The 12,084-nt window shown below is 63.4% G+C and carries 11 protein-coding genes; 3 read left to right on the forward strand and 8 right to left on the reverse strand.

The genetic code is table 11. The features are described 5' to 3' along the window. The first annotated feature begins 170 nt into the window (after nucleotides 1-170). Complete coding sequence (locus NKJ75_RS04550; protein WP_023821110.1) at nucleotides 171-2,381, forward strand: GumC family protein; 2,211 nt, start codon at nucleotides 171-173, stop codon at nucleotides 2,379-2,381. 98 nt (nucleotides 2,382-2,479) lie between these two features. On the opposite strand, the gene NKJ75_RS04555 is transcribed toward NKJ75_RS04550, so the two are convergent. The 6 genes from NKJ75_RS04555 to NKJ75_RS04580 all read right to left on the reverse strand — a co-directional run bounded on the left by NKJ75_RS04555 (nucleotide 2,480) and on the right by NKJ75_RS04580 (nucleotide 8,464). Further along, a complete protein-coding gene (locus NKJ75_RS04555) occupies nucleotides 2,480-3,316 on the reverse strand; it encodes a GNAT family N-acetyltransferase (RefSeq protein ID WP_023669392.1) in 837 nt (278 codons plus the stop codon). A gap of 5 nt (nucleotides 3,317-3,321) precedes the next feature. Then, complete coding sequence (locus NKJ75_RS04560; protein WP_023682327.1) at nucleotides 3,322-4,068, reverse strand: aspartate/glutamate racemase family protein; 747 nt, start codon at nucleotides 4,066-4,068, stop codon at nucleotides 3,322-3,324. Between the two features lie 2 nt (nucleotides 4,069-4,070). Further along, complete coding sequence (locus tag NKJ75_RS04565) at nucleotides 4,071-4,889, reverse strand: ABC transporter permease (RefSeq protein ID WP_023682326.1); 819 nt, start codon at nucleotides 4,887-4,889, stop codon at nucleotides 4,071-4,073. Nucleotide 4,890: 1 nt separating this feature from the next. Next, on the reverse strand, nucleotides 4,891-5,802 hold the full coding sequence (locus NKJ75_RS04570) for an ABC transporter permease (RefSeq protein WP_023682325.1): 912 nt from the start codon (nucleotides 5,800-5,802) through the stop codon (nucleotides 4,891-4,893). A gap of 237 nt (nucleotides 5,803-6,039) precedes the next feature. Further along, nucleotides 6,040-7,329: an ABC transporter substrate-binding protein gene (locus NKJ75_RS04575; protein WP_023682324.1), complete on the reverse strand. Its 1,290-nt coding sequence runs from the start codon at nucleotides 7,327-7,329 to the stop codon at nucleotides 6,040-6,042. 34 nt (nucleotides 7,330-7,363) lie between these two features. Continuing rightward, complete coding sequence (locus NKJ75_RS04580) at nucleotides 7,364-8,464, reverse strand: ABC transporter ATP-binding protein (protein WP_352499244.1); 1,101 nt, start codon at nucleotides 8,462-8,464, stop codon at nucleotides 7,364-7,366. A 264-nt stretch (nucleotides 8,465-8,728) separates the two neighbouring features. On the opposite strand from NKJ75_RS04580, the gene NKJ75_RS04585 reads away from it, so the two are divergent. Beyond that, nucleotides 8,729-9,439: a GntR family transcriptional regulator gene (locus NKJ75_RS04585; protein ID WP_352499245.1), complete on the forward strand. Its 711-nt coding sequence runs from the start codon at nucleotides 8,729-8,731 to the stop codon at nucleotides 9,437-9,439. 3 nt (nucleotides 9,440-9,442) lie between these two features. Here the strand turns inward: NKJ75_RS04585 and NKJ75_RS04590 are convergent, their stop codons facing one another. Then, nucleotides 9,443-10,672 carry a GNAT family N-acetyltransferase gene (locus NKJ75_RS04590; RefSeq protein ID WP_023669399.1) on the reverse strand — a complete coding sequence of 410 codons (1,230 nt, stop codon included), beginning with the start codon at nucleotides 10,670-10,672 and terminating at the stop codon, nucleotides 9,443-9,445. Nucleotides 10,673-10,763: 91 nt separating this feature from the next. Here NKJ75_RS04590 and NKJ75_RS04595 point away from each other — a divergent pair, with 91 nt between their 5' ends. After that, on the forward strand, nucleotides 10,764-11,822 hold the full coding sequence (locus NKJ75_RS04595) for a polysaccharide deacetylase family protein (protein ID WP_023669400.1): 1,059 nt from the start codon (nucleotides 10,764-10,766) through the stop codon (nucleotides 11,820-11,822). 15 nt (nucleotides 11,823-11,837) lie between these two features. Here the strand turns inward: NKJ75_RS04595 and NKJ75_RS04600 are convergent, their stop codons facing one another. Further along, nucleotides 11,838-12,053 carry a DUF2842 domain-containing protein gene (locus NKJ75_RS04600; protein WP_023669401.1) on the reverse strand — a complete coding sequence of 72 codons (216 nt, stop codon included), beginning with the start codon at nucleotides 12,051-12,053 and terminating at the stop codon, nucleotides 11,838-11,840. Nucleotides 12,054-12,084: the final 31 nt, after the last annotated feature.

Genomic DNA, 12,084 nt, shown 5'->3' on the forward strand with positions numbered 1-12,084 from the left:
GGTAAAGGGACGCGGCCGATTTGGCGGCAATCGACAAAAAGCCGTATAGTTTTGCTGGCTTTGTTTACCGGATGTCAGCAAACCCTAACAGCTGCTTACCGCGATCTTAACGGCTGAGTTACCATAGTTGTTTACGCTACCATCTAGCCTCATGTCCGGAGCAGGAATGCATGTCCGACCAGTCCGCGGCCGCAGATGTCGATGTCGACCTGAGACAGCTCTTCGCCAGCCTGGCGCGGAACTGGCTGCGCATTCTTGTGATCACGCTTCTCGTCACTGGTCTCGCCTTCGCGTTCGCGTGGCTTGCCACGCCGCATTATAAGGCCACGACGCAGCTGAAAATCCAGTTGAGCGAATCGGCCTATACGCGGCCTGCCGGCACCAATGAAGACGACAAACCTGTGCTCGATGCGGAAGGTGTAGCAACCGAGGTTCAGGTCATTTCCTCGTCCGACATTCTCAAGCAGGTGGCTGCCGACCTTAAGCTGGGCGACAAGCCCGAGTTCAACTATGCGCTCGGCATGTCGCCGGTCACCCGGCTCCTGGTCATTGCCGGGCTGAAGAGCGATCCGGAAGAAATTCCGCTCGAAGAGCGCGTGCTGACGAAGATGCGCGACAAGCTCAATGTTTATGGCGTGGAAAAGACCCGCGTCATCGCCGTCGAATTTTCCTCTGAAGATCCCCAGCTTGCCGCTGACATTCCGAACGCCATCGCCAAGGCCTACCTGGCCTATCAGGCGGACGCCAAGACCAAGTCGAACGCCGCCGCGACCGCCTTCCTCGGGCCGGAAATCGACGATCTGCAGAAGCAGGTCAGGGATGCAGAGGCCAAGGTCGCGGCCTTCCGTTCCGCCCAGTCGGACCTGTTGATGGGCGGCAACAATTCGGTGCTGGCGACACAGCAATTGTCCGAGCTATCGACCGAACTGTCGCGTGTGCGCGCCAGCCGCGCTTCGGCCGAGGCGACGGCCGAAAGGGTGCGCCAGGCTTTGCAGAATGGCGGTTCGCTGGACGCTGTACCCGAAGTGCTGTCTTCCGATCTGATCCAGCGGCTGCGTGAGCGTCAGATCGAGCTCAGAACCAACATCGCCGATCTTTCCACCACCTTGCTCGACAACCATCCCCGCCTGCGGGCGATGAGGTCGCAGCTTGCCGATCTCGACGGCCAGATCCGCAACGAAGCGCAAAAAATCATGCGCGGGTTGCTGACGCAGGCGCAGACCGCCCAGGCGCGCGAAAACCAGCTGATATCGGACGTCAACAAGCTGAAAGCGGCGTCGTCGCGGGCCGGCGAGGAGCAGGTCCAGCTGGATGCGCTGCAGCGCGAGGCGAACGTCCGGCGCCAGCAGCTTGAATCCTATATGGCGAGCTTCCGCGAAGTGTCCTCGCGCAAGAATTACCTGCCGGTCGATGCCAGCGTGTTTTCCGAGGCGCGCGTGCCGTCGGAACCCTATTTCCCCAAGCTCGTGCCGATCGTCGGCGCCGCCTTAGTCGGCTCGCTGCTGCTGATGTCGGTCATCACGCTGCTGCAGGAGCTGTTTTCCGGCCGCGCCATGCGTCCGGCCCCAGGGGCGCGCTTCGAGCGTATCGAGCAGGTTGCGATGTCGGCAATGTCGGCGCCGGTCGTCCACCCGGAACCGGCTCCTGAGGTCGTGGAAGTGGACGATCAGCCGACGACCGTGGAGTCTGAACTGGTGCCAGAGCCCGAGCCGGCTCCTTCAGTGCTGGAAGGAGCAGCGGCTGCCGGTTCCGAACCGCAAGCCGAACCTGTCCGCTCCAGCCTTGGCGAGATCGATGTCGAGAAGGCGGCGGAAAAGCTGATCGCCAGCGGTGCTGCGCGCGCCATCTTCGTGTCGCCCGAAGGCGATGAGGCGGCTGCATCGGCAGTGCTGGTAGCGCGCGAAGTCTCCGACGCTGGCCTGCGCGTGCTGCTGCTCGATCTCACGGCGTCAGGTGCCGCCTCGCGGCCGATGCTGGACAGCGGACTTTTCCCCGGCATCACCAATCTGCTGGCTTCGGAAGCGCAGTTCAGCGACGTCATCCACGCCGACCTCTATTCGGACTGCCATGTCGTTCCCGTCGGCACCGCCGATCCGGTTCGCGCCATGCGCGCCGCCGACCGGCTGCCGATCATCATGCAGTCGCTGACCACCGCCTATGATCTGGTCATCGTCGAATGCGGACCGGCCGATGCGCAAGGCATCAGCCGACTGGTCGGCGACAGCACCGAGGTCTTCATGTCCATGCTGCAGGCGGACGATGAGGTGGCGCAGGCCGCCGTCGAGCTGATCGAAAGCGGCTATCCCGACCTCACTCTGGTGACGCCGATCGGCCACGAGACGCCGGGTAACCCCGTGCCGGGACGACGTAGCGCCGCCTGAGACATCAGACAATTCGACTTAGGCGGCGCTACTACGGATCGGCTCGTCCATCGCCCGCCGGCTCCCGAAAAACCAAGCCTGTCAGTCGGCGCCGGGATCTACCCCAACTCCAGGGTCGTCACGCCAAATATTCGGCGCGAGTCGACCTTCGGAGGCGGGCCCTTGTACATGCGCGTGGTGGTGAAGGTCGGCCTGAAACCAATTGCTGAAAGCGCCGTGGTGAAATCGAAATTTTCGGCAGGAACGTCGATATGCAGGTCGCCACCTTCGCATGCGGCAGCCAGACTGCCCATGAGCTGCATCGCCGTCTCGGTGTCGTCGGCAAACAGCGGGCCGATCTTGTAACCCGAACGGCAGGGACGAGCCACGGCGTAGCCTATGGTGCCGAGTGAACTGATCGCGGCGAACCCGCAATGCGGCGGCTGCGCCCAGCGGTGCAGGAAGGCTCGTCGAGGCGCGGGGAAACAGCGGGCGTCATAGACGATGATGTCGGGCACGAGTTGCGTGGTTATCATGCGCACCCCTTCGCTTCGGACGGGCGGGGTCGCGATACGGCCGCTGAAGCGGATGGTTTCGTACGCCGAGCTGAATCCCGTGCGGCGATAATTCGCCAGCTGCGCGGCGACCCCGTCGAGGCCGACCGTTCGGCCGGCCAGCCTGGCCATGCCCGCATTCCAGACTGCTTTGCCATGGCCTTTGCCGCGCATGTCTGGTCGGCAGATGTAGAGACCGATGAAACCGAAGTTGCCGCCATAGGCGACAGCCGAGATGGCGGCGGTCATCTCGTTGTCGACAAAAGCGCCGATGAACCCTTCAGGATCGGTTGGCCGGAACGCGGCGGCATCATCAAGGCCAGGGTTCCAGCCTTCAGCCGCCGCCCAGTCGATGAGAACGGTCAGTTCCGGCGGAGACAATGCGCGGACGGTAGGCTTCATAGCGTTCACTCCGCGGCGACCACCCCCGGCGAGAAGGATTTCAGCACGCCGCGATAGGGCTTGGCCAGCGGACTGGCATAGGAGCCGCGCTTCGAGGTCGACAGGCCCAATGCGATCAGCGCCTCGGCCTGTTTGAGGGCGGCGCCGACGCCGTCGATGACGGGCAGGTCGAACTCTTGCTGCAGCCGGTGTGCCAGGTCGGCCATGCCGGCGCAGCCGAGCACGATGGCCTCGGCGCGGTCTTCCGCTATGGCGCGGGCGATCTCGGCGCGCAGTTTCTCGACAGCGCCGGAAGCAGCGTCTTCAAGCGAGAGTACGGGAATGTCGGCGGCGCGCACGCGGGCACGCCCGGCCATGCCGTAGCGGTGCACCAGCCCCTCGACAGGGACACGCGAGCGTTCGGTGGTCGTCACCACTGTGAAGCGCTGGGCAATGTAGGAGGCGACACTGAGTGCGGCCTCGCAGATGCCGATGACCGGAATGGAGGCCATGGCGCGTGCCGCATCCAGGCCGGTATCGTCGAAGCAGGCGATGATGGCGGCCTGAGCCCCGGCACGTTCGCCGGCGGCGATCTCCATCAAAAGGCCGGGCACGGCCAATGCCTCGTCATAATAGCCCTCGATCGAGGCAGGACCCATCGAGGAGGTGACCGCGATCACCTCGGTCCCGGCGCCGGCAACGGCGCGCGCCGCCGCCGCGATCGTCTCGGTCATGCTCGCCGTCGTGTTGGGGTTCACCACCAGTATCTGCACGATCAAACCCTGGCCCGCTTGCGGCCGACATAGAGGATGGCGCCCAGTGTGGCCAGGATCACCAGGAAGGAGAACACGGTGGTCACCGTGCCCAGCGCATAGAGCACCGGCGTCGTGACATTGGTGGTCATGCCGTAGATCTCGAGCGGCAGCGTGTTGAAGGTGCCCGACGTCATCAGCGTGCGGGCGAACTCGTCATAGGACAGCGTGAAGCCGAACAGGCCGACGCCGATCAGGCTCGGCGCGATCATCGGCAGCACGACATGGGCGAAGGTCTGCCAGGAGTTGGCGCCCAGGTCACGCGCTGCTTCCTCATAGGCGGGCGAGAAGCGGTTGAAGACGGCGAACATGATGAGCACGCCGAAGGGCAAGGTCCAGGTCAGGTGCGCGCCGAAGGCCGATGTGTACCAGGCCGGGCGGAAGCCGACCTGCTGGAAGACGACGCCGATGCCGAGCGAAATGATGATCGAGGGTACGACGAGGCTGGCGACCGCCAGGTAGAACAAAGCGGTGGCGCCACGAAATTTTTGCCGGAAAGCGAGCCCTGCCAGCAGCGACACGACGACGGTGACGATCATCACCATGAGGCCGAGCACGAGCGAGCGCTTGAAGCTGCCGCCGAAATCGCCGACCGCCTGGCGCTCGAACAGATTGGCGAACCAGTGCAGCGACATGCCATTGAGCGGGAAGGTGAGGCCGCCGGTCTCGCCTTGGAAAGAAAGGATCAGGATCGCCGACAGCGGGCCATAGAGGAACAGCACGAACAGAGTGAAGAAGACCGCAAGCACATAGAATTCGAGGGTGCGTTTTTCGTGGCTCACCTCAGAGCTCCTTGCGGATATCGACGATGCGCAGGATGCCGGCGACCATCAAGAGCACCAACACCAGCAACACCACGGCATTGGCGGCGGCTGCGGGATACTGCAGCAGCGACATCTGGTTCTTCATCATCAGTGCGACCGACGCGCTCTGGCCGCCCGACATCACCTGCACGGTGGAGAAATCGGCCATCACCAGCGTGACGACGAAGATGGTGCCGATCGCCATGCCGGGCTTGGCCAGCGGGATGACGACGTTCCACAAGACCTGCCAGCCGGACGCGCCGGCATCGCGCGCGGCCTCAACCAGCGAGCGGTCGATGCGCATCAACGTGTTGAAGATCGGCGTTACCATGAACAGCGTGTAGAGATGCACCATGGCCAACACCACGGCGAATTCCGAATAGAGCAGCCATTCGATGGGTTTTGGCACCAGCCCCAACTGCACCAGCGCCGAGTTGATCAACCCGTTGCGGCCAAGCACCGGGATCCACGAGATCATGCGGATGATGTTGGAGGTCAGGAACGGCACCGTGCAGACAAGGAACAGCACCATCTGCATGGCGGTGGTGCGGATATGGAAGGCGAGGAAATAGGCCACCCAGAAGCCGATGAACAAGGTCAGGGCCCAGACGATGGCAGCGAATTTGATGGTGTTGAGATAGGTCTTCCAGGTGACCCATGATCCCAGCACGTCGAAATAGTTCGTCGTCAGGAAATCCGGATACATGGCGGCGAAGTCGTAGTCCCAGAAGGAGACGACGGCGATCATGATGATTGGCAAGAGCAGGAACGCACCGAGGATGAGCGCCAGCGGCGCCGATTGGAGGTAGGGCGTGACGGCACTGATGGAGAAGCGCCGGCGTCTGGCGGGCTTGGCTGCTGCGATGGCGGGGCGTTCGAGAGCGACTGTCATTGGGAAAATCCTCCGCGTGATCGCGATGACTTGCGATCCTTCGCGCCCCCCTCTGTCCTGCCGGACATCTCCCCCACGAGGGGGGAGATCGAACTCTCATAACGGCCTTCGCCAAACTCCAACGTTGCTAACGAAGAGCCGGCCATGACGCTGCCAATCTCCCCCCAAGTGGGGGAGATGTCCGGCAGGACAGAGGGGGGCGCGAAGGATCGCAACATCACAGTGAACGCGTCCGCTCTACGCGGCGATGAACTCGTTCCAGCGCTTCACCATGTAGCGGTCCTCGTCCATGACCGAGTTCCAGCAGGCGACTTTGCCCATACGCTCTTCGAACGAGCCGCCGTCGCGCACGGCGCCGGCCTTTTCCATGACGGTGCCGTCCGGCGCCTTGATCTCGCCCTTGGCCGGCTTGCCTTCGATCCAGTAGCCCCATTCGTCCTCGGACATGAACTTCTTGGCCGAGACCATATTGGCGGAATAGTAGCCCTGGCGGTTGAGATAGCCGCCGACCCAGCCCGACGTATACCAGTTGATGTATTCGTAGGCGGCGTCGAGCTCGGCGCCCTTGAGATGGGCGGCAAGGCCAAGGCCGCCGCCCCATGACCGGTAGCCTTCCTTGAGCGGCTGGAAGCGGCAGGCGATGCCCTTGGAGCGGACGGCGGCGACGGCCGGCGACCACATCGACTGGATGACCACTTCGCCCGATGCCATCAGATTGACGCTCTCGTCGAACGACTTCCAGAAGGCGCGGAACTGGCCGGCCTGCTTGGCCTTGATGAGGAAGTCGATCGTCTTGTCGATCTCTTCCTTGGTCATGTTGCCCTTGTCGGCATATTTGATGCTGCCTGTGGCCTCCATGATCATGGCCGCATCCATGATGCCGATGGACGGGATGTTAAGGATCGCGGTCTTGCCCTTGAAGGCCGGGTCCATGATGTCGGCCCAGGTGGTGATGTCGCGGCCGACGAGGTCGGGCCGGATGCCTAGCGTATCGGCGTTGTAGATCGTCGGCACCATGGTGAACCACTTGGTCGGCGCCTTGGCGAAGGTCTTTGAGTCCTGCGCTTCGACATAGCCGACCGTGTGCGGCGCGGTGCCCTGGGCAATGATGCTGTCGGGCGTCAGCTTGCCGGTTTTGAACAACGGCACCAGTTCGTCGTAGTATTTCAGCTTGCTGACATCCATCGGCTGCAGCACGCCGCTCGGGAACACCTTCTTGCAGATCCAGTATTCGATGTCGGCGATGTCATAGCTGTCGGGCTGGGTCACGGCGCGCTGGGCGGCCGCGTCCGAATCGGTCGCCGTCATTTCCAGCGTGATGCCGAGGTCGGCCTTGCACTTGTCGGCGATCGCGTTCAGGTTCGACACGCCGGTGCCGAACTGGCGCAGCGTGATGTTGGACTGCGCCCAGATGGTCGGGAAGCCTGTAATGGCGCCCGAGCCTGCGGCGAGGCCGACGGCGGCCGCACCTGTCTTGAGCAACGAACGGCGCGAAATTCCGGTCTTTGTTTCTACTGTTTTTGTCATTCCTATTCCCCTGTTTTGTTTTGCTTCGTTGAATTCATGAATGAAGGCGGCCGAGGACGATGGCGTCCTCGGAATCCCAGGCGAGCGGTACGGCGTCGCCAAGGGCGACGGGTTTGGCGAAGAAGTCGGAATCGTCGATGATAACGGTGAAATCGTCGATGCCGCCGCCGGTGACCGACAGCTTCACCGTGGCGCCGCGATATTCGATGTTGGAGACGATGCCGGTGAAGCCGAGGCCGGGAGAGGGTGCTTCGCCGATGCGCACATGGTCGGTGCGGATGGCGATGTCGATCGGCGTGCCCACCTCCTGGCCCGCCTCCCGGCCTTGCCCGCGGGCGGCGAGCGAGGCGCCACCATTGACGTCGAAGACGACCATGCCGCCACGCTCGCCGGTGACCCGGCCGGAGATGACATTGTGGTCGCCCATGAAGCGCGCGACAAAGGCCGTGGCCGGCCGCTGGAATACATCGCGCGGCGGTGCCGCCTGTTCGATGCGGCCGTCATTCATCACCACGATCAGGTCCGCCAAGGCCATGGCCTCTTCCTGGCTGTGGGTGACGTGGACGAAAGTGATGCCAAGCGAGGTCTGCAATTTCTTCAGCTCGGCGCGCATGCGTATCTTCAGGAACGGGTCGAGTGCCGACAGCGGCTCGTCGAGCAGCAGCGCCTCGGGATCGGTGATCAGAGCGCGGGCGAGTGCAACACGCTGCTGCTGGCCGCCGGAAAGCTGCGCCGGCCGGCGCGTCGCATAGGCCTCCATCTGCATCAGCTTGAGCATGTCGAGCGCCTTGGCACGGCGCTGCTCCTTGTCGACGCCCTTCATCTTCAGGCTGAAGGCGACATTGTCGACAAGGTCGAGATGCGGAAACAGCGCATAGGACTGGAACATCATCGCCGTGCCACGCTTTGCCGGCGGCAGGTCGGTGACGACAATGTTGCCGAGGCGGACATCGCCCGACGAAATGCTTTCGTGCCCGGCGATCATGCGCAGCGTCGAGGTCTTGCCGCAGCCGGAGGGGCCAAGCAGGCAGCAATAGGTGCCTGCCGGTATTTTCAGGCTGATGGCCTCGACGGCAGTCGTCGTTCCGTACACTTTCGAAACGGAGACGATGTCGATCTCGGCGGCTTTGGACATTCAGGCTTCCCCGTTTGGTCGCATTAACCAATGCATTATGCGTGCCAATCGGCGGCAATCGGCCCAAGCGTTTGAATCGACAGCGAAATCGGGGTTCTTGCCCACTGCCTAGCCGGTAGGCTATCTTGTGCATTGCACAAATTATGGGCGATTGTGCGCGATCTGCACAAGAATCGTATGCAATCTTTTTTGGCTTCGTGTCCACTTTGCCTCTCGTGCGCAGGCGACGAGTCGCGCTAGAAGAGGCTGGGAACCATCATCGCCATGAACATTGCCGATCAGATCCATTCCGCCGACAGCGCCAACCAGGATCGCGCCCAGGCGATTCGCGACAATCTGCGGGACGCCATCGTCGACCGTCGGCTGACGCCCGGCACCAAGCTGTCGGAAGGCGAGGTCGGCACGCTGTTCGACGTCTCGCGCACCGTCGCGCGCGCGGCGCTGCAGATGCTGTCCTTCGAGGGGCTGGTGCGTACCGAGCGCAACCGTGGCGCCTTCGTCGCCAACCCTTCGCCCGAGGAAGCGCGCCAGGTGTTCGCATCGCGCCGGCTGATCGAGCCGGGCATAGCCATTGCCGCCTGTGGGCGGGTCACAGCCACCGATATCGCTGCGTTCCGCGCGCAGCTCGACGAGGAAGGCCGCTTCATCGCCGAGCGCGGCCCAGCCGCCCGGCGCTCCGAAATCAAGGCGTCGGGCGATTTCCATCTGCTGCTCGCCTCCGTCGCCGGCAATGCCATCCTGCAGCGCTTCATGGAGGAGCTGGTGGCGCGTTCGTCGCTGGTCATCGCCCTTTACGGACGATCCGGCGTGTCGGCCTGCGGACACAGTGAGCACACGGAAATGGTCGGCGCGCTGGAAAGCGGCGATTGCGGGTTGGTGAGCCGGCTGATGCTGCACCATATCGACCACATCGAGGCAGATCTCGACCTGCGGGTCAGGGCCGGCCCGGCGCTCCGCGAAGCGCTGAATTTCTGAACGCTAGTTTTCGTCGTCCGTGGGAGCGGGCGCTGCCTGTCCGGCGGCCTTGCGGCGCAGCATCTTGGTCAGCTTCCAGACCGTCGGGTTGTTCTTGATGAAGGCTTTCGCCCGTGCGCCCTGCCGCAGCGCCGACGCCAGGGCGCGTCCCTTCAGCGTCAGGGGCGCCAGCACCTCGAAATGCTGGGTCTCGATATCGCACCAGAGCCGCTTGTAGGGCTCGTCGCCGACCGAGAAATCATAGACATCGAAGCCTGTTTGGCAGGCTTCCTCGATGATGTCGAAGAAAAGGAAATCGCCGGGGCTGGTGTGGCCGAGATCGTCCTCGGCGATGGCGCCGAATTCGCAGATCAGGCGTTTGCCCGAGCGGCTCGAGCCGGTGATTGCACGCAGCTTGCCGGCCACTTCGAGCCCATGCAGCACAAAGGCCGGTTTCTCCTCGGCCAGCGCGCCGGCGAAGAGGGCACGGAAGAAAGCCCGCACCTCCGGCTCGCCGAAGACATTGGCGATGCCCATCTTGGCGAAGCGGAACTCCTTCATCTCGAAGAAAGCGTCGAGCAGCCGGTTCACGTCTTCGGGTGTCTGCGCCTCGATGCGGCGATGAACGCCGACCGCCTCGAATTTTCGTGTCTGCGAACGGTGCTTCTTGCGCTTGCGCTTGCCGCCCACACGCGACAGCAGCGCATCGAAACCACCGTCGAGATTGACGGCGAGCGACAGGTTTGGGCTCGGAAAGTTGGAGAACGCCACCAGCGGATTGGCAACACCATCGAGGTCGGGCAGAAGCCTTTCCAAGGCAACGAGATCGATGTCGGGACGCGCCTTGCCGATCGCCGTCACCAGCCTGCGGATCCCCCCAGCATCTGCCTTTGCCAGCCATGCCGGATCGGCGGCGGCGAAATTGCCGTTGGCATGGCGCCCGCCCATGAAGCGGGCGACGCGGAATGGACCAGTTCGCGTGATTTCCAGTGCCAGTGCAAAGACCGGCCTGTCCTCGATTGTCAGCGTGGCAATGACGGCATCGGGATTAGCCTGCGCCGTCCAGGCACGAACCCAGTCCGCGCTTTGCGCCGGCGCAAACAGCGCCGAACGGCAGAATTCGCCGTAAGAGGCGAGCGCGGCAGCATCTGCGATCGACACCGACAGACTGGTCTGGTCGGCAGCCGGCGTGCGCGCAGACGCCTTGCTTGCGGCGAGCCGATTGCCGTCAAATGACGCGGTGGCGTCAACCATACCTCAATCCTTAAGGCGTATTCGTCGCGATCAGGAGTTCGCGTCGGCGCGTTCCGTGCTTGGATCGAGCCTAGGCGCAAAAGGTGAATGAATGATCGACGGTGGTGAGGCAGTTCGGAAACTGGCGCTTAATATCGCCCGCTTTACCGGCCTTGCACCGCTGGCCAAGCCGTTTGTCGGCGGCATTGGCGCCATCCTCATGTTGCATCGGGTCACCGCCACGCCGGAGAAGCCGGACGGCGTTAACCGCCACCTCAACATCGCCCCGCGATTCCTCGACGCTCTCGTCGCCGACATGAAGTCGAGGGGCTATGCCTTCGTCACCCTCGACGAGGCGATCGAGCGCATCAAGGCCGGCGGCAAGGACGGCCAGTTCGCCACCATCACCGCCGACGACGCCTATCGCGACAACATGACCGAAGCGCTGCCAGTGCTCGAAAAGCACGACGCGCCGATCACCATCTATGTCGCGCCGGGTCTGATCGACGGCAGCGCCGATTTATGGTGGGACGTGGTCGAGGATATCGTCAACGCGCGGGAGCGTTTGACGCTGGCGACGCCGAAGGGGCCGGTGACCATAGACTGCTCGACCCACGGCAAGAAACTCCACGCCAATGCGCGTCTGCATGCCTATCTGACGCTCGAGGTGCGCGAGGAGGATCAGCGCGCCGTGCTGCGCGATCTGGCGCACTCGAACGGCATCGACCTCGATGGCTTGCGCCCAAGCACGCTGATGACCTGGGACGACATCCGCGCCGTGGCCGGGCACAGGCTGGTGACGATCGGCGCGCATACGGTCAACCACCGCAATCTGAAGCGGCTCGACGAAGGCGATGCGCGCCATGAGATCGTCGACGTCAGGCGCCAACTGCAGGCGCAGCTCGGCGAAGACCCCCGTCATCTCGCTTACCCCTATGGTTACGCCAGCGCTGTCGGCTGCCGCGAAGTGGGCTTTGCCCGCGACGCCGGCTACGCCTCGGCGGTGACCACTCGCCACGGCGTGCTGCACGCCGAGCACGCCGGCTTCCTGCACGCGCTGCCGCGCATTTCGATCAACGGCCGCTACCAGAGCGTCGCCCATATCCGCACCATGTTGTCGGGCTTAACGACGCCGCTGGCCAATGCCGGCAAAATGGTGGTCACCATCTAACCTGGGGCGGGCTCTTCAGCCTTTCGGCGGCGGCTCCAGGATCAGCCATTTGATGATGCCCATCGCAGGCAGCACCCAGAACAGGCCGCTGAACAGGAAGAACAGGAAGTGCACCAGCGGGCTGGATTGCGACAGCTGCGCGACCGCTATGATCGACGCGACCAGCGCATAGATGATGACCAGCGCCACCAGCAGGAAAGTTCCGATCAGCTTTTTCAGGCGGATGGGCATGAGCGTTCTCGTTGATCGCCTCCGCTTAGGC

This window comes from Mesorhizobium sp. M0058 (genome assembly GCF_040323095.1).
Classification (GTDB): Bacteria; Pseudomonadota; Alphaproteobacteria; order Rhizobiales; family Rhizobiaceae; genus Mesorhizobium.